The sequence below is a fragment of the Caballeronia sp. S22 genome (genome assembly GCF_964261745.1).
Classification (GTDB): domain Bacteria; phylum Pseudomonadota; class Gammaproteobacteria; order Burkholderiales; family Burkholderiaceae; genus Caballeronia; species Caballeronia jiangsuensis.
Map to the genome: position 1 here is coordinate 69,278 of NZ_OZ180040.1, position 17,845 is coordinate 87,122.

The window sequence follows — 17,845 nt, forward strand, 5'->3', positions numbered from 1 at the left end:
ACCACGGAAGCATCGATGAAAACGACAGGAAACATCGCGATTGCATGCGGTATCGCCGCCGTGGGCGCGATTTTGATCGGGAAGAACAGAGCGAAGCATGAGACGTCGGTGCACACGCATATCGACACTGCACGCACGTTCAATCGGAGTTCGGCGCTGCTCGCGCTTTCCGTGCTCGCGGACAGCGCGATGGAGCACTATCGCGGCTCGTTCGACAACCCCGCGATGTATACGCCACTCGTCGTTTCCGCGTTGTCGTTGCTGGCGGGTCTGCACGGCGGACGCGATCATGATCCGCAGCGTCATCGCGTACGCGATTCGGTGTATGTCGGCGCGGCGCTCGCGGGCGTCGCGGGCACGGCGTTTCATCTCTACAACATTACCAAGCGCCCCGGCCGATGGAGCTGGCACAACCTCTTCTATGCCGCGCCGATCGGTGCGCCAATGGCGTTGCTGCTGTCGGGCGCGCTCGGCGCTGTTGCCGAAAGACTGCGTGATGAGCCGCGCCACGAGCCGCGCTTGTTCGGCATGCCGGCCGGTCAGTCGCTCGCGCTGCTGACGAGCGCGGGACTCGTCGGCACGCTCGGTGAAGTCGCGCTGCTGCATTTTCGTGGCTCGTTCCAGAATCCGGCGATGTATGCGCCCATCGTCATTCCACCGATCGCTTCCGCGTTGCTCGTCAATACCGCGATTGGCGCGCCGCGTCCGCGCTGGTTCACGCGCCTCTGGCTGCGCATGACGACGGCGCTCGGTTTCATCGGCGTGGGCTTCCATGCGCGCGGCATTGCGCGCAACCAGGGCGGCTGGCGCAACTGGAGCCAGAATCTTTTCAACGGACCGCCCTTGCCTGCGCCGCCGAGTTTTTCGGCGCTCGCGCTTGCGGGCCTCGCTGCTTTGCGCTTGCGGGAGACGGAACGATGACGCTGCCTCGTTATCCCGGCTACGACGTATTGATGAAGCGCGATACGCCTTCGTGGGACGACGTCACGCGCGAAGTCATCGACGAACGTCTCGCGACGCCGAAAGAACCGCGCTTCTTCGATGCCGTGCAATGGAAAGCCATGTGCGCGCTGTGCGAATGCATCGTGCCGCAAGACGTCACGCGCGAGCCGGTGCCCTTGCCCGAATTGCTCGACGCGAAGCTGATGAAAGGCGTTGGCGACGGTTACCGCGATGCCCGCCTTCCTTCGATGCCCGATGCGTGGCGCATCGGTCTTGCCGCGCTCGATGCGGAGAGTCGCGCGCGTCATGATGGCTTGCCGTTCGCGAGCATCGACGTGAACGCTCGGCACGCACTCGTGCAAGACATGCAGCACGGCAAGATACACGACGAAGCATGGCAACGCATGCCGCCCGATCTCTTCTTCAAGGAACGCGTGCTCCACGATATCTGCGGCGCGTACTACTCGCATCCACATGCATGGAGCGAGATCGGCTTCGGTGGGCCGGCGAATCCGCGCGGCTACGTGCGTATGGTTTTCGATCGACGCGATCCGTGGGAAGCCGCCGAAGCCGCGCCCGGCCACGAACAGGAAGCGCAGAAGGAGAACCGCCGTGTCCGATGACGACGCCCAGCAGGTCCCACGCGGCAAGCACGGACGCGCGCCCGACGTCTTCCACAAGGGCGCCTGGCTGCCGATGCGTCAATACGACGAAAACAAAGCAGTCGATTTCGCGATCGTCGGCACGGGTGCGGGCGGTGGCACGCTTGCATGCCGGCTCGCGGAAAAAGGCTTCAGCGTCGTCGGATTCGATGCGGGCGCGTGGTGGCGTCCGCTCGAAGAGTTCGCATCGGACGAGACGCATCAATCGAAACTCTTCTGGACCGACGAGCGCATCTGCGACGGCGACAACCCGCTCAAGCTCGGCAACAACAACAGCGGCAAGGCGGTCGGCGGAAGCACCGTGCACTTCGCGATGGTGTCGCTGCGCTTTCGCCCCGAATGGTTCAAGTCGAGAACGTTGCTCGGCTATGGCGCGGACTGGCCGCTCGACTGGCGCGAGATGTGGCGCTACTACGGCGAAGTCGAGAACGCGTTGAAGATCTCCGGCCCGGTCAACTATCCGTGGGGACCGAAGCGGCCGCGTTATCCGTATCGCGCGCATGAACTGAACGCGGCGGCGCTCGTGCTCGCGCGCGGCTGCGAAGCGCTCGGCATCGACTGGACGCCGACGCCGCTCGCCACCGTTTCCGCGCCGCGCGGCGAGGCGCATCCGTGTGTGTATCGCGGATTCTGCGTGTCGGGCTGCGCGACCAACGCGAAGCAAAGCGCGCTCGTCACGTGGATACCACGCGCCGTGCGCGCGGGCGCGGAGATTCGCGATCTCGCGATGGTCGGCCGCGTCGTCATGGGCGACGATGGACGCGCGACAGGCGTCGAATATTTCCGCGAAGGACGCTGGCGCTTTCAGCGCGCGCGCAATGTCGTCGTCGCGGGCTACGCGATCGAAACGCCGCGTCTGTTGCTGATGTCCGCGACGGATCGTTATCCCGATGGTCTCGCCAACAGCTCCGGCCTCGTCGGGACGAATTTGATGGTGCAGACCAATCAGGCCGCGTGGGGCACCATGGACGAAGAAATCCGCTGGTACAAAGGACCGCCGTCGCTCGCGATGACCGAGCACTGGAATTACGAGGACAAGGGCAAGGATTTCTTCGGCGGCTATTGCTACATGAGTCAGGGTCCGCTGCCGATCGCGTGGTCCGCGACGCAGAACGGACGCGGACTCTGGGGCCAGGCCTTACTCGACGAGATGCAGAAGTACAACCACCAGGCGGGCCTGAAGATCGTCGGCGAAACCATGCCGCAAGAGAAGAACCGCGTCACGCTCGCGGATGAAAAGGATCAGTACGGCCTGCCCATCGCGCGCGTCACGTATTCGCTGTGCGATAACGACAAGCGCCTTGTCGCCCATTCACTAGACTTCATGAGCCGTGCGCTCGAAGCCGCGGGCGCGCGCGATGTCTGGCGCGAAACCGACGACACGTGTCATCTGAACGGGACCGCGCGCATGGGCGACGATCCGGCGAAAAGTGTCGTGAATGCGAATTGCCGAAGCTGGGACATCGACAATCTGTGGATCTGCGACGGCTCTGTGTTTCCGACGGTCGGCGGCGTGAATCCGTCGCTGACCATTCAGGCCATCGCGCTGCGCACCGCCGATCGCATCGAAGCGCTTGCGGCGCGCGGCGAGCTTTGATATGAGGCCCCTATGAACAAAGTGGTTGTCGTCACGGGAGCTGGCGCGGGGGTCGGACGTGCCGCCGCCGAACAGTTCGCCCGTCATGGTTACGATGTCGCGCTCCTGTCGCGCGATTCCGCACGGCTCGACCGCGCTTCCAGCGAACTCAGCGCCGCCTATGGGGTGCGCACGCTTCCCATTCCGACCGATGTCGCCGATGCGGGTGCCGTCGAGGCCGCCGCGACGCAGGTGGAAGAGACGCTCGGTCCGATCGATGTATGGGCGAACGTCGCAATGGCGACGGCGTTCGCCCCGGTCTCCGAGCTGACTCCTGCGGAAATCGAACGCGCTACCAAGGTCACTTATCTCGGACAAGTGCATGGCATGATGGCAGCGCTCTCGCGCATGCGTGGGCGCAATCGAGGGACGATCGTCAATGTCGGCTCCGCTTTGGGGTATCGGTCGGTACCGCTGCAGTCTGCTTATTGCGGCGCCAAGTTCGCCATTCGCGGCTTTACGGATTCATTGCGCTCGGAGATCATCCATGACAAGCTCGATGTTCATCTGACGATGGTGAATCTTCCCGCCGTGAATACGCCGCAGTTCGACTGGGCGCTCAACAAGATGGGCAAGCGTGCTCGACCGGTTGCACCGATCTTTCAGCCCGAAGTCGCCGCACGCGCCATCTATTTCGCCGCGACGCACCGCCGGCGCGAGGTCTGGGTGGGCTTTCCGACGGTCAAAGCAATCCTTGCGAACCGCGTCGCACCTGCGCTGATCGATCATTACCTTGCACGAACCGGTTACAGTGGCCAACTGACCGATGAGCCTTTGGGGCCGGACGCGCCTAGCAATCTGTTCGAGCCGGTACCGGGAGAATTCAGCGCGCACGGCCGCTTCGATGACCAGGCAAAGCCGCGCAGTTGGGAAATGTTCACCGACCGCCATCGGACGATGTTCTGGTCGCTCGCCTGCGTCGGTGCCCTGGGTCTGGCGGCCCTCATGAGGCGCAAGGGCTCGTGAGATGAGCCGTCAGATCGAAGACTACGCCCTGCTTGGCGACGGCAAGACGGCGGCCTTGCTAAGCCGCGACGGATCGATCGACTGGCTTTGCTGGCCACGTTTCGACGCTGACGCGTGCTTCGCCGCGCTCCTGGGAACGCCCGAAAATGGATGCTGGTCACTTGCTCCGCACGAAGCGGTGGTCGGGCAGGACCGCCGCTACCAGGACGACACCGTGATCGTCGAAACCGATTTTGAAACGTGCGGCGGTCAAGTACGCATCATCGATTTCATGCCGGTCGGCGATCTTCCAAGCTCGGTGGTGCGCCTCGTCGTCGGGTTGCGGGGAACCGTCACGATGCGCTCCATCCTGAGGCTGCGCTTCGACTATGGCCGCCTTTCGCCATGGACCGAGCAAATTGACGGCCTCCTGCAGGCTTGCATTGGCCCCGACCGCGTGCTCCTTCGTACCGGTGTGCAGCTGTCAATGGTCGACGACAGCGTTCAAGCCGTCTTCGATGTCGTAGCCGGTGCTCGCATCGCTTTCGTGCTGAGCTACGGCGACTCGTATGGGCCGCTACCGAGCCCCGTCAACGCGGAATCCGCGCTTTTCGACACTCAAACATTTTGGCGCCGTTGGATCGGCAAGTTCGACAACACGCGAACCGAGTGGCCGAGGGCCGTAAGACGTTCGCTTCTCACACTGAACGCGTTGACTCACCATAGCACGGGCGCGATCGTTGCCGCGCCGACTACCTCGCTACCCGAAGCGCCCGGGGGCGAACTCAATTGGGACTACCGGTACAGCTGGCTGCGCGATACAAGTTTCGCAATGGTAGCGCTGCTGAACGCCGGCTTTGACGAGGAAGCGTGTGCTTGGCGCAATTGGGTGTTGCGGACAATTGCCGGGGCACCAGAACACATCCGGGTCATGTATCGGGTCGACGGCGGGCGACATGTGCGCGAATGGAACATCGACTGGCTGCAGGGTTTTCGTTATGCAAGCCCCGTTCGCGTCGGCAACGCGGCCGCCAGTCAGCACCAGATCGATGTGCTTGGCGAAGTCATCGATTGCCTTGCCCTAGCCCGACGCGCGGGATTGCCGGCTGAAAGACAGGATGATGTCGTACAGCGGCGCATCGTTGAACACCTCGAGACCGTCTGGAACACGCCCGGTTCGGGCATCTGGGAATCGCGCTCAAAGCCACGACATTACACCTACTCAAAAGTAATGGCATGGGTCGCGTTAGATCGGTTCATTACGCGCCAATCCGCGTCCGAAATCATAGACTCCGAGACCACTGCCCGGCTCGCCGCATTGCGTGAAACCATCCACGCTGAGATACTTCGCGAAGGCTGGAACGAGGGACGCGGAACCTTCACCCAATACTATGGGGGCGAAGAGCTGGATGCAAGTCTGCTTTTGATGCCGCTTGTTGGCTTCCTTCCGGCTAACGAACCCCGAATGGCGTCGACGATAGACAGGATTCGCCGCGACCTGAGCGATCAGGGGTTGATACGCCGGCACCGGAAGACTCCCAATGGCCCGGACGAGGGCGCGTTCCTCGCGTGCTCGTGCTGGATGGCCGACTGTCTTCAAATGCAGGGCCGCACAACCGAAGCCAGAGAGCAGTTCGAACGCGTACTTTCTGTCGCGAACGATCTCGGGCTCCTTTCGGAGCAATATCACGTCCTGAGCGAGCGACTCGCCGGAAACTTTCCACAGGTGCTCACACATCTGGCCGTCATCAACACCGCACTCGGCCTGTGTGGGCCGACTCTCCAAAGAGGTGGTGGCTGAAAAACGACTGAACAAAGTGGCTCGCGCCCAACGGCAAAGTCCGAAGCTTTGGGCCCTATTACGGCCCCCGCAATGCTCGCTTCCGATCGACTGCCTGTCCATCGGAAGCAAGCGCGCGACGCATAAAATCCCGGTGCATCTCAATCTCTTTGGCAACGCAGGTTGCAATGTACGCAATCAAAGTCGTCCGCTTCCGCATCGTCACGGTCTCTACTTCGCGACGCCGACCGACTCAACGTTCCAGTTCCTCACCCAATAGTTCACCGGCTCGTTGGGTACTCGAATCAAAAGGGCGGTCGGATCTGTGACACCGTCGTCGGAAACGATACATGCCGCCGTTCCATTGCGAAGCATTTTGACCTGCTGCGCAGCGATGAACGATGCCAGATTGCCTGCGTCGACGGGGCGACTTTCCTTGAAGATGTCGTAACTGATCGCGGCAGGCGCATCACCGACAATGCGCACTCTATGCGCTTCGCTGCAAGGCTCGGCATGCGTGCTCGCTGAACTGACAAGAAATAGCAACGCAAACAGCGTGCGCGTTCTCGGTTCCATTGCTTGGATTTTTTGCGAAATTCGAATATGCATGTGTCGTAACGAAGAACAAGTTGGACAGTTCAGTTTCCATGAGTCCAGCAATCATGCCCAGCGACACCGCATCATGTCGCTCGCTCAGTGACATCTTAGGTGCTTCCTACCGTGTGTTCACCATCTTGCTTTGCACCCTGAGGGTCCATCGGCACAGGGGCTTCCGCTTTCGTCTCGCTAGTCTTGTCTGGCGCGACATTTAAAGTTTGCATCGCTTGCGTTGCGATAGCGACAAATGGCGGCCCCGCAACGGCACCACCGAAATGCGATCCCCGCATCGGCCGGTCAATCGACACCGCAATCACCACTCGCGGCCGCTTAGCGGGCACGATGCCGATAAACGAGGCGCGATATTGCTGATGGTCGTAGCCCTTTGTCGTCCATTTGTATGCGGTGCCAGTCTTGCCCGCCACAGTGTAGCCAGGAACGGCAGCCTGCGGCGCAGTACCGTCGCGCGATACAACGCTCTCCATCATCCCGCGGACTTCGCGCGCGACTCGCGCTGAATACACGCGTCGCCCGGACATAGCTAGTGCGGGATCGCGACGATAGATCGTGGCGGGCGCAATACGCCCGTCGTTTGCAAAGCTCGTATAGGCTTGTGCGAGCTGCAGCAGGGACGCAGAAAGCCCGTATCCGTAGGCCATTGTCGCCTGCTCGATCCGACGCCAGTGGCGATAAGGGCGCACCCGTCCTGCCGCCGCGCTGGGCAGACCCGCCCGGGGCGCGTGACCAAGCCCCAAAGCCCGAAAGTTTTCATACATGTCGGCAGCCGAAAGTAGCAACGCGATCTTAGTGGTGCCCACATTGCTCGACTTTTGAACGACCCCTGCCGCGGTCAGTGTGCCGAAGTTTTTATCGTCGTGAATGGTTCGACCGTCGAGTCGCAGTCTTCCGCCATCGGTAGGAACAATCGTGTCGGGCGCAATCTGTCCTCGCTGCAACGCGAGGGCAATAGTTAAGGGTTTCATCACCGATCCCGGCTCGAAGATGTCTGCAACCGCGCGATTGCGCACTCCCATGCCGCTTCGCCCGTCGTGCTGATTCGGATCGTAGCTTGGCCAGTTGGCCATCGCGAGAACCTCGCCGGTATGCGCATCAAGGACGATGGCCGAACCCGACTTCGCATGCGATCGGCTCACCGCGTCGCGCAAGGCATCGAACGCAGCATATTGCATTGAACGGTCGATCGAAAGTGTCAGATCGCGGCCGTTGCGAGGCGCTTGAATGGCGAGCGTGTCAATCACTTGTCCGTGCGCATTGCGAAGCACCCGCCGATGGCCGTCCGCGCCTCGCAGCCAGCCTTCGGCGAAACGCTCCATGCCTTCTTGGCCGCTACCATTACTGCCCGTGAATCCGGTGACCTGTGCGGCAATCTCCCCTTCCGGATACGAGCGTCTATAGTCGTCCTGCGTGAAGAGCCCCGAAATGCTAAGGCGTAGTGCGCGTTCAGCGACATCAGGCGGGACTTCGCGCTTTAGATAGGCGAATCCGCGATGTGCAGCGTAGATCTGTTCGATCGTGGCCGGTTCCACGTCAACAAGTCGTGCAAGCGCGTCGGTCTGCTGTCGCGAAATCCGGTCGTCGGTGCCGGATGCATCCACGCACAGCGAAGACGTCGGGCTGCTGATGGCGAGCGCCAAGCCGTTACGATCTAGGATTCGACCGCGGGAAGCATGCAATGGCCAATCGCGCACCTGCCGCAACTCGCCTTGTTGGCGGTAAAACGCATCGTTGATGCCTTGTACCCAGAAAGCACGCGCGATCAGCGCGACAAACAACACGGAAAATCCGCCGCTGAGCGCGCGCGATCGCCAGCGCGCAGGCGTATGCGGATCAAGTGTGTGTCTTGACAGGCGCACAAATTTTCTGGACGTTCTCATATCTAGGAAGCAACAAGCTTGAAATGATCTGCCGTCTGATACCTTGAGAGAGAGATTTTTTCGCCACACATTGCGCAACGATGCGTTGCCGTGCGATGTGCTAGCGCCTCGTAACCGGGGACGCGCGGGCTTCCACGCAGTGTTTCAAGACCAACGACAGTGCGATATAAGACGACACGAGTGCCCCACCCTTGATTATTCTCGTCCCGGTTGAAGATTCTGTTCAGTCATGCTCGGGCAACATCCCGGCGGCCTGACTGCCTCGTACCAATTTCGTCCAAACGTCCTCTTGCGCACTACGCCCACTCAAATCGGACCTCCGACAGGCCTCATTGGGTATGTGCCGAAATGGTCGGGCATGGATGGCTTCGATCAGCCGTGCGTAGACTCTCAGATCCAGACCAATTGCACCCCGCCGAGCGAAGCCACCGTGTAGCCGAACTGATCTCGGTGAAGCGACACGCTGGTCGAAACGGGCAGATCCCCATCAAGGAGACCAGCTCCGGAATTGGCATATTGTGCCATAAACGCATCTAACTTCCCTCTCGTGACGAGAGCGACGCGTTCCCAACTCGTACGCTGTCGTGGCAAAGTTTCGTCCCACACGCACGCGACGAATCCGGCATGAAAGCGATGAGGTTCGAACTTCGTCCTCACGCGCAGCAACGATTTGGCGCTCGAGTTCCCGACCTCTAGCACAACGCTCGGGACCCCAACTTCTGTATGCCGTCCAACGTGAACGATGGCAAGATGCTGAGAGCATTAATGGCGGAGGCAATCGGATCCATGTGAGCACCTGCCGTGAACTGCTCGTGCACTTCACGGCGGGTCTTAGTTGATGAGGGCCCGAAATTTGCCCACGGCTCATTTCTCGCGCGAATCAAAACTTGCCTGCCTATGGAAGGTTGCAGATGCGTAGCCGTCGAGAAGGTTGAACGGCCCGGCGGATTGAATGCGCGAGTTGTTAAGGTTGGCGTGAAAAGCCGAATCCGCCTGCCGGAGCTCGACCCGGGAGGTGCGTTTGATTGAGTTTTTCTAAAGCCACCAGCGTCGGTTGACGTCGCCAGCGTCCGCCGGCGGTGAAGCGCGCTGTTGCGCCGTGGGATTGATTGCAGCGCTCCGAGATATGCTCGGATCTAATGGAATGGACGCCCCCACCCGAGGCGGCATCAATGTGCCAAAGTGGAAGTGTCGAAGCAACCACTTGAACGAGGGGAGCGTCCATCATGAAGATTACGACAGTTGGCATCGATTTGGCGAAGAACGTTTTTGCCGTTCATGGTGTAAATGAGCATGGCCGGACGGTGCTGAAGAAGGTGCTCAAACGGAATCACGTTGCGGAGTTCTTCGCCAATCTTCCAGCCTGCGTGATCGGGATGGAAGCATGCGCCAGCGCTCATTATTGGGCTCGCAAGCTCCAGGCGATGGGCCATACGGTGCGACTGATCGCGCCGCAGTTTGTCAAACCGTACGTAAAGACAAATAAGAATGACGCGGCAGATGCCGAAGCAATCTGCGAGGCAGTTGCACGGCCGAACATGCGTTTCGTGCCGGTCAAGAGCATCGAGCAGCAGTCGGTGTTGTCGCTGCATCGCGTGCGCCAGGGCTTTGTGCGGGCGCGCACTGCGCAGGCCAATCAGGTTCGCGGACTACTCGCCGAATTCGGGCTCGTCGTTCCCAAGGGAATCGGGTATCTCGAGCGTCAGGTACCCGAACTGATCGAAGACGCAGAAAAGGAGCTCACTGGCTCGTTTCGATTGCTCATCCAGCGCCTCATGGACCATTTGAAGGAGCTTGACAGGCAGGTCCGGGAGCTCGAGGCGCAGATTCAGGCCTGGCACCGCAGTGATGAAGCGAGTCGACGGCTGGCGCGCGTCCCCGGCATCGGGCCTCTTACCGCGAGCGCGCTCGTCGCATCTGTCGGCGACGCAAAGAGCTTCGGGAGCGGCCGGCAACTTGCGGCATGGCTCGGTCTGGTGCCCCGGCAGAACTCCAGCGGCGGCAAGAACCTGCTGCTGGGCATCAGTAAGCGCGGTGATACCTACCTGCGAACATTGCTGATTCACGGCGCACGCTCCCTGCTGCAGGTTGCCAAACGCAAGGAGTGCAAGAACGGCTGGCTACATGACCTGCTGCAGCGGCGAAACGCGAATGTCGCGGCGGTCGCGCTCGCGAACAAGAACGCGCGGATCGTCTGGGCGTTATTGGTCCACGACCGCGAGTTTCACCCTGATTACCAAGCGCCTGCCGCAACCGCGTAACCGTTAGCCGCATGTTCACCGCGTAACTACCAGCAGGAGACTACAGCCGATTGCTAAGGCGATCATAACGTGATGGCGAGACAGGTCAGACCGTGGTCGGGAAACTCTGAGTACACCAGTGTGCGTAAAGCACGCAAGTCTGATGAGAGTCCGACCAGCGCATTCCATCAGGGACCGCCGGCCTCGCGCCGGACAGCGAAGTCCGGATGCATGGCCGCAATCATTACCTTCTCTCCGTTACAAGTGAGCGCTTGGCAAGCCGGGGGCGTCCATGCATGGTGTACAGGGGAGTTGAGGCGGGCGATTGAAGGCGGTGGAGGTTTTAGCTGAGAATCTGATTGTCGAAGTCGGAAACCAGCAAACAACAAACCATCCACCATGAGCAAGTTTACGGAAAAAGCGGTTATCGGTCTATCAGAAAGCGGTCTGGGTCTGGACGAATTGGTCCGTCACGGAGCCCGTCAGGTGATTCAACAGGCGATCGAAGCAGAGCTGCAGGCGCTGCTGGAGCGGTTCGAAAACGTCAAGACGTTGCACGGACAACGCGCGGTCGTGCGCAATGGCTATTTGCCGGAGCGGGAGGTATTGACGGCAGCCGGCCCGATTGCGGTGAAGGTCCCCAAGGTTCGCGATCGTTCAGGGTCAGGCGTGAAGTTCAATTCATCGATCGTGCCACCGTATGTGCGCAAGTCGCCGCGTGTGAGTGCCGCGTTGCCGTGGCTTTATCTGAAAGGCATCTCAACGGGCGACATGAGTGAGGCGTTGGGCGTGCTGCTGGGCGAGGATGCAAAGGGTTTGTCGGCGAATGTGGTGAGTCGCCTGAAGGCCCAGTGGGCCGACGAACATACGAACTGGAGTCGGCGTGATCTGTCGAAGTCGCGCTACGTGTACTGTTGGGTCGATGGTATTCACACCGGGCTGCGAAGCGATAATTCGGACGGGCAATGCCTGCTGGTGATCATCGGCGTGAAGCCGGATGGGCGCAAGGAGCGTGTGGCGATCGGCGATGGGTATCGGGAGTCGAAGGCGTCGTGGCAGGAGTTGCTGCTCGACCTGAAATCGCGAGGCCTGCAGGCTGGTCCGCTGCTGGCCATTGGCGATGGCGCGATGGGCTTCTGGGCCGCACTGGAGGAAGTGTTTCCCGCGACGCGAGGCCAGCGCTGTTGGTTCCACAAGATGGGCAACGTCCTGAACGCGCTGCCGAAGTCACAGCAAGGCAAAGCTAAAGCAGATCTGCAAGCAATATGGATGGCCGCGACGCGCGCCGACGCGCATGCCGCCTTCGATCGGTTCGTGACGATCTATGCGGCAAAGTATCCGAAGGCTACTGAGACGTTGAAGAAGGATCGCGAAAGCCTGCTTGCTTTCTATGACTTCCCGGCCGACCACTGGCAGCATTTGCGAACGACAAATGCGATCGAGTCGACGTTCGCGACCGTGCGCCACCGTACTACGCGCACGCGCAACTGCGTGTCGCGACCAACCTTCCTGGGTCTAGCATTCAAGCTGATCGAGGAAGCTGAGAAAACATGGCGGCGCATCAACGGCCCCGAACAGATCACGCTGTTGCTGGAAGGCATTGCCTTCAAGGACGGCGAACCGGTGCAAGACGATCAACCCGGTCAGCAGAAACTCGCCGCCTGACGTCGCCGTTCATCAACCGCTCATACACCATGCATGGACGCCCCCGGCTTGCCAAGCGCTCACTTGTAACGGAGAGAAGGTAATGATTGCGGCCATGCATCCGGACTTCGCTGTCCGGCGCGAGGCCGGCGGTCCCTGATGGAATGCGCTGGTCGGACTCTCATCAGACTTGCGTGCTTTACGCACACTGGTGTACTCAGAGTTTCCCGACCACGGTCTGACCTGTCTCGCCATCACGTTATGATCGCCTTAGCAATCGGCTGTAGTCTCCTGCTGGTAGTTACGCGGTGAACATGCGGCTAACGGTTACGCGGTTGCGGCAGGCGCTTGGTAATCAGGGTGAAACTCGCGGTCGTGGACCAATAACGCCCAGACGATCCGCGCGTTCTTGTTCGCGAGCGCGACCGCCGCGACATTCGCGTTTCGCCGCTGTAGCAGGTCATGTAGCCAGCCGTTCTTGCACTCCTTGCGTTTGGCAACCTGCAGCAGGGAGCGTGCGCCGTGAATCAGCAATGTTCGCAGGTAGGTATCACCGCGCTTACTGATGCCCAGCAGCAGGTTCTTGCCGCCGCTGGAGTTCTGCCGGGGCACCAGACCGAGCCATGCCGCAAGTTGCCGGCCGCTCCCGAAGCTCTTTGCGTCGCCGACAGATGCGACGAGCGCGCTCGCGGTAAGAGGCCCGATGCCGGGGACGCGCGCCAGCCGTCGACTCGCTTCATCACTGCGGTGCCAGGCCTGAATCTGCGCCTCGAGCTCCCGGACCTGCCTGTCAAGCTCCTTCAAATGGTCCATGAGGCGCTGGATGAGCAATCGAAACGAGCCAGTGAGCTCCTTTTCTGCGTCTTCGATCAGTTCGGGTACCTGACGCTCGAGATACCCGATTCCCTTGGGAACGACGAGCCCGAATTCGGCGAGTAGTCCGCGAACCTGATTGGCCTGCGCAGTGCGCGCCCGCACAAAGCCCTGGCGCACGCGATGCAGCGACAACACCGACTGCTGCTCGATGCTCTTGACCGGCACGAAACGCATGTTCGGCCGTGCAACTGCCTCGCAGATTGCTTCGGCATCTGCCGCGTCATTCTTATTTGTCTTTACGTACGGTTTGACAAACTGCGGCGCGATCAGTCGCACCGTATGGCCCATCGCCTGGAGCTTGCGAGCCCAATAATGAGCGCTGGCGCATGCTTCCATCCCGATCACGCAGGCTGGAAGATTGGCGAAGAACTCCGCAACGTGATTCCGTTTGAGCACCTTCTTCAGCACCGTCCGGCCATGCTCATTTACACCATGAACGGCAAAAACGTTCTTCGCCAAATCGATGCCAACTGTCGTAATCTTCATGATGGACGCTCCCCTCGTTCAAGTGGTTGCTTCGACACTTCCACTTTGGCACATTGATGCCGCCTCGGTGGGGGCGTCCATTCCATTAGACTTGACCGTATCTCCAGCGCTCCGTCCCCCGACGCCTGCGTTCTGGTGTGTTGCAGTCCCTGTCCGCATACCGCCCCTTCCCTCGCAGGAAGCTTTATCGCCAAAGCCTATCCGCTCAAATCAACTTGCAATGAAGGGTTGTTGTAATATAACGGTCCAACAAACTCGCGGTTCGCATCCGCACGCGCCCTCCTTCAATGCCTTATTCCGTTGAAATCGCTGCCGCTGTTATCTTCGCACTTGCACTCATCCATACGTTCGCTGTAGCACGGATCGAGACGCTTGGCCACCGCTTTCCTCGGCACTCAGGCCTCTTCCATTTCCTTGCAGAGGTCGAGGTCATTTTTGGATTTTGGGCCCTTGTCCTGTGTCTGGTCATGTGGGTGCTTGTCGGATCCGAAGCGACTGTCGGCTATCTAGAGCATCGCGAGTTCACAGAAGCCCTGTTCGTCTTTGTCATCATGGTCATTGCAGCGAGTCGACCAATCTTAGTGCTTGCAACAAACATTGTGATTCGGTCGTCTCGGTTCTTGCCGATGCGCACAGAAGTGGCGGTTGTCTGGTTTTCGCTGTCCGCCATTCCGCTTCTCGGTTCCTTCGTTACGGAACCCGCTGCGATGACCCTCGCTGCGCTTTTGCTGCGTGACAGATTGTTTGTCGAGCAGGTGTCGGAACGAGTCAAGTACTTCGGGCTCGCCTTGCTCTTCGTCAATGTTTCGATCGGCGGCGTTATGACCGCGTACGCCGCCCCGCCGGTGTTGATGGTCGCAAGTGCTTGGGAATGGAATACGGGTTTTATGGCAGCGACTTTCGGCTGGAAAGCAGCGCTCGCCGTGCTCCTCAACGCAACCATCTTCGTTGCGCTGATCGCTAAGAGCGTACCGACGCTGTCGATCAGCGAAGACGCTGGTGTTTCGCCAACGCAGCGCATTCCTCTAGGTGTTACGCTCGTCCATATCGCATTCCTCGCGCTGGTCGTCATGAATTCGCATCATGCCGTCGTCTTCATTGGAGCGTTTCTCTTCTTCCTCGGATACACGCAGGCCTACGAGCGCCATCAATCGCCGCTCATGCTCCGTGAAAGTCTCTTGGTTGCGTTCTTCCTTGGCGGCTTAATTGTGCTTGGCGGGTTGCAGCAATGGTGGCTGCGTCCTGTCGTGAGTTCGATGGACGCGCTTGCCCTTTACTTCGGCGCGACAGGGCTGACGGCTGTGATGGACAATGCAGCCATCACCTATCTGGGATCCCTCATACCCGGTTTGTCCGACAGCGCAAAGTACCTGCTTGTGGCCGGCGCTGTTACTGGGGGCGGATTGACCGTAATTGCCAACGCGCCTAATCCGGCAGGCTTAGCGATAGTGGGCCATCGGTTCTCCGGAGGCGCAGTGAGCCCGTTGAGATTGCTCGGCGCCGCCTTGCTACCCACCATCACCGCAGGTGCGGCCTTCCTGTTCCTGTAAATTTCAGACGGCAGGAGGCGGTCGTGGCGCTCAGGCACGGTCCCCGCTCCAAGCCTGAGTACGCAGACTCTTTGAGTGCGACAGGGTCCTCTTCCGGCAATACTTTAGGCCTCTGCGCATCGAGCGCGCGCTAGCGCAAGTTCACAACCGAGCTCTGACAGGTCAATCGGCCCTGTTAGCTTCGCGTCGAACCCTGCCGCAGTCATGCGCTGCGGTCCTCTTCAAGGCCGGACTCCGGTCATCGCGACTCGTACTCGCGCTCGTCGATCGCCTACCTTCGGCGCTCCAAGGCGACAGCGCGTCGACGGTCTCACTGGCAAGCTGTTCGACGAGCTTCTCGCTAGCGAAGGCTCCGACGAAAAAATGAGACGAACGCTAGAGCGATGGCCGCTGGTTTGTGAGACAGGATTCATCATGGGAGGTCCACTCGCTGACGCCGCTAGTCAGAAGAGGCTTGGTTCTGGTAGCGTAGAACGGCATGTGGCATCAGGGCCGACGAAGCTGGGCGAGCAATCGCCCCGACTGCGTGGATAGCACAACCGGTAAGAGGCAAGCTTCTTGCTGAGAGGCTTGGGCCTCTTCAACTGACGCTCTCTTCGCCAGGGAAATCGCATGCGCTTCCTCAATTACCTAGCTGTCGCAATGGCTTTACCTCTGACAGCCTGCGCGATTGGACAGTCAAGTTCAATCGATACTGGCCTAGGCGCGTCACCGTCCATTCCACCTCCGCAATCGAGACTCCTCCCGAGAGAAAGCCGCAGTTCCCGACTACGCCCTTGGCAATCATACGGCTTCGCTGGGTCTGGTTTTCTACGACCGAAAACTTTTTCCCGTTCACTATCGCGGAGGTGCGTTTATTGGCCAGCACGGGTCATGGAACCGCAAGCCGCCCACTGGGTACAAAGTGGTGTTCGTTCCGTTTATCGATGGGAAGCCGGCCGGCGCGCCCGAAGATTGCCTCGACGGGTTCCTGTTGGCGGACGGTCACGCAGTGGGTCGACCTGCGGGCGTCGCGCTTGACTCGAATGGCGCCTTGCTCGTGGCCGACAACGTCGGCAATGCTGTCTGGCGGGTCGCACCGCGCGAGCAGGTCGGACCGGCGGTCTCGCCCAGAGTTAACCGCGCTTGGTCACGTGCTATGGCCGGCGCGCAAGACATACCTTCGAATCATGCATCGGCCGTCACTGCTGACGACATCAAGCCAAGACAGACAGCGGGCAAGTGAACCACGAGCGAGTACTGAGCATGAAGAGATTGCTTATCGTCATACTCTCTGCCGCCTTGGGAGGATGCTTCACGCCGGAAAATCGTGTTCATCCGGCCATAGACGATCTCGACGGGCACCCGCGCCCGTCGCCACAGTCCGCACCCGTGCAACCGGCGACGCCACTCGGAGTGCACTCACATCCTAGCGGACAGGCCTTGAGCGGATCGCCATGAGAATCATCTATGCGTTCACGTCGTCTTGTCAGCGCGGACGCAATCAACGTCTGGCTCGCGCCCCGTCTGCAGTGTCCGCGCAGTGGGTGACGGACTGATCTACGAAGACGGCCGACGCTACCATGCCGATGTCCCGTCGTAAAGTCCACGAAGATAACTCTTGGACGGGCACTCATGATTAGATTGCGCACGTATCTCGACGAAAAGAAGCTCCACCTGATATTTCAGCTGAGCCTATGGTTCAAGGCGGTTTTCGCGCTTGCAGAGATTGTCGGGGGCGTCGTCACGTACTTTGTCCCGCAGCGGCTCTTTCTTATTTTCGTCCTTTGGGTCACAAAAGATGAGTTCGCCCAAGATCCCCACGATCTCGTAGCCAACTTTCTTCTCCATTCCGTGCAGCACCTCTCGATCGGCACGCAGACGTTCGCAGCCATTTACCTGTTGGGGCACGGCGTGATCAAGCTCTGGCTGATCGTCGGCCTGTTGCGGGAGCGGCTTTGGTATTGCCCCGTCTCGATGCTCGTCTTCTGTATGTTCATTGGCTATCAGCTCTACCGGTACACGTTCACGCAATCGATCTGGTTGCTGCTGATAACGGCATTGGACATCATCATTATCGCTCTTACATGGCACGAGTACCGTTTTCTGAAGAACGAGCGCAAAGCGCCCACATCGAGCTCCTGACTGGATGTACGGTCGTGCGCACCTGATGCATTCCCGGGTTTCACAGCCATGAGCTTTCTGACAACGCAAATTCGGGTGGTTACAGTTAGCAGCCGTCGCAGCCGGACGAGACGGCATGCGTGACGCTTACAGTAAGTCAACGCGACGGAAGAACAGTCGGCGAAGCCGAGCGCAAGCATGCAAGTACCTGTGATTTCCACCGGGATTGAGTGCACCTCGCTCGAAGCGGACGTGGCTCGACCCGGCAGCGCGCTGCGACGACCACTTGAGCCGTCAGACAATAACGTGCGTCGACGATGCGGCAGACAACAAACATGGGAGCCTACCGAGGCTGATCAGCCGCTACCGGCAAAAAGCTGATATGCCCCAGCGGCACCTACATTGGAGGAACTAGTGAGCCGCTAGCGGAAGCAGTGAACCTCAACTCTTTCCCAGATTGCTTCGCCTGTCGCCTGCGTCCGCGGCGAT

Annotated in this window: 12 protein-coding genes and 1 pseudogene; 10 read left to right on the forward strand and 3 right to left on the reverse strand. The window is 60.1% G+C overall.

The window, feature by feature from the left end:
- Positions 1–15 precede the first annotated feature (15 nt).
- Genes ACEN42_RS38615 through ACEN42_RS38635 form a run of 5 tightly spaced genes read left to right on the forward strand, consistent with a single transcriptional unit; the run spans position 16 to position 5,986 of the window.
- Positions 16–921, forward strand: coding sequence for a hypothetical protein (locus ACEN42_RS38615; protein WP_371884369.1), 906 nt, complete (start codon positions 16–18; stop codon positions 919–921).
- Positions 918–1,565: a gluconate 2-dehydrogenase subunit 3 family protein gene (locus ACEN42_RS38620; protein WP_371884370.1), complete on the forward strand. Its 648-nt coding sequence runs from the start codon at positions 918–920 to the stop codon at positions 1,563–1,565. The genes ACEN42_RS38615 and ACEN42_RS38620 overlap by 4 nt, the downstream gene beginning before the upstream one ends.
- Positions 1,555–3,201, forward strand: coding sequence for a GMC family oxidoreductase (locus ACEN42_RS38625; RefSeq protein ID WP_371884371.1), 1,647 nt, complete (start codon positions 1,555–1,557; stop codon positions 3,199–3,201). Before ACEN42_RS38620 ends, ACEN42_RS38625 begins: the two co-directional genes overlap by 11 nt.
- A gap of 12 nt (positions 3,202–3,213) precedes the next feature.
- Entirely contained in the window at positions 3,214–4,206 is a 993-nt protein-coding gene (locus ACEN42_RS38630; protein ID WP_371884372.1) for an SDR family oxidoreductase, read from the forward strand.
- A gap of 1 nt (position 4,207) precedes the next feature.
- Positions 4,208–5,986: a glycoside hydrolase family 15 protein gene (locus tag ACEN42_RS38635; RefSeq protein ID WP_371884373.1), complete on the forward strand. Its 1,779-nt coding sequence runs from the start codon at positions 4,208–4,210 to the stop codon at positions 5,984–5,986.
- Positions 5,987–6,196: 210 nt separating this feature from the next.
- On the opposite strand, the gene ACEN42_RS38640 is transcribed toward ACEN42_RS38635, so the two are convergent.
- Both ACEN42_RS38640 and ACEN42_RS38645 read right to left on the reverse strand, forming a co-directional pair.
- Positions 6,197–6,574 (reverse strand): hypothetical protein, encoded by a 378-nt coding sequence (locus ACEN42_RS38640; protein ID WP_371884374.1) that lies wholly within the window; start codon positions 6,572–6,574, stop codon positions 6,197–6,199.
- A gap of 95 nt (positions 6,575–6,669) precedes the next feature.
- Entirely contained in the window at positions 6,670–8,355 is a 1,686-nt protein-coding gene (locus ACEN42_RS38645) for a peptidoglycan D,D-transpeptidase FtsI family protein (RefSeq protein WP_371884375.1), read from the reverse strand.
- 1,328 nt (positions 8,356–9,683) lie between these two features.
- Between ACEN42_RS38645 and ACEN42_RS38650 the strand changes: the two genes are divergently transcribed.
- Positions 9,684–10,718 carry an IS110 family transposase gene (locus ACEN42_RS38650; RefSeq protein ID WP_371884376.1) on the forward strand — a complete coding sequence of 345 codons (1,035 nt, stop codon included), beginning with the start codon at positions 9,684–9,686 and terminating at the stop codon, positions 10,716–10,718.
- 378 nt (positions 10,719–11,096) lie between these two features.
- Positions 11,097–12,362 carry an IS256 family transposase gene (locus ACEN42_RS38655; protein WP_371884377.1) on the forward strand — a complete coding sequence of 422 codons (1,266 nt, stop codon included), beginning with the start codon at positions 11,097–11,099 and terminating at the stop codon, positions 12,360–12,362.
- Positions 12,363–12,668: 306 nt separating this feature from the next.
- Here ACEN42_RS38655 and ACEN42_RS38660 read toward each other — a convergent pair whose 3' ends face one another.
- The gene (locus ACEN42_RS38660) at positions 12,669–13,703 is read right to left on the reverse strand and encodes an IS110 family transposase (RefSeq protein ID WP_371884376.1); all 1,035 of its coding nucleotides are present in this window, start codon (positions 13,701–13,703) and stop codon (positions 12,669–12,671) included.
- 287 nt (positions 13,704–13,990) lie between these two features.
- Here ACEN42_RS38660 and ACEN42_RS38665 point away from each other — a divergent pair, with 287 nt between their 5' ends.
- From ACEN42_RS38665 to ACEN42_RS38675, 3 genes and pseudogenes are all read left to right on the forward strand, one after another.
- Entirely contained in the window at positions 13,991–15,253 is a 1,263-nt protein-coding gene (locus ACEN42_RS38665; RefSeq protein WP_371884378.1) for a putative Na+/H+ antiporter, read from the forward strand.
- A 751-nt stretch (positions 15,254–16,004) separates the two neighbouring features.
- A pseudogene (locus ACEN42_RS38670) lies at positions 16,005–16,334 on the forward strand (sorbosone dehydrogenase family protein); the annotation flags it as partial.
- Between the two features lie 533 nt (positions 16,335–16,867).
- Positions 16,868–17,377 carry a DUF2127 domain-containing protein gene (locus ACEN42_RS38675; protein ID WP_371884379.1) on the forward strand — a complete coding sequence of 170 codons (510 nt, stop codon included), beginning with the start codon at positions 16,868–16,870 and terminating at the stop codon, positions 17,375–17,377.
- Positions 17,378–17,845 lie beyond the last annotated feature (468 nt).

Coding starts and splice junctions, on each gene's coding strand:
- ACEN42_RS38615 (WP_371884369.1), top strand. CDS start 16: ATGAAAACGACAGGAAACATCGCGATTGCATGCGGTATCGCCGCCGTG.
- ACEN42_RS38620 (WP_371884370.1), top strand. CDS start 918: ATGACGCTGCCTCGTTATCCCGGCTACGACGTATTGATGAAGCGCGAT.
- ACEN42_RS38630 (WP_371884372.1), top strand. CDS start 3,214: ATGAACAAAGTGGTTGTCGTCACGGGAGCTGGCGCGGGGGTCGGACGT.
- ACEN42_RS38635 (WP_371884373.1), top strand. CDS start 4,208: ATGAGCCGTCAGATCGAAGACTACGCCCTGCTTGGCGACGGCAAGACG.
- ACEN42_RS38640 (WP_371884374.1), bottom strand. CDS start 6,574: ATGCATATTCGAATTTCGCAAAAAATCCAAGCAATGGAACCGAGAACG.
- ACEN42_RS38650 (WP_371884376.1), top strand. CDS start 9,684: ATGAAGATTACGACAGTTGGCATCGATTTGGCGAAGAACGTTTTTGCC.
- ACEN42_RS38655 (WP_371884377.1), top strand. CDS start 11,097: ATGAGCAAGTTTACGGAAAAAGCGGTTATCGGTCTATCAGAAAGCGGT.
- ACEN42_RS38660 (WP_371884376.1), bottom strand. CDS start 13,703: ATGAAGATTACGACAGTTGGCATCGATTTGGCGAAGAACGTTTTTGCC.
- ACEN42_RS38665 (WP_371884378.1), top strand. CDS start 13,991: ATGCCTTATTCCGTTGAAATCGCTGCCGCTGTTATCTTCGCACTTGCA.
- ACEN42_RS38675 (WP_371884379.1), top strand. CDS start 16,868: ATGATTAGATTGCGCACGTATCTCGACGAAAAGAAGCTCCACCTGATA.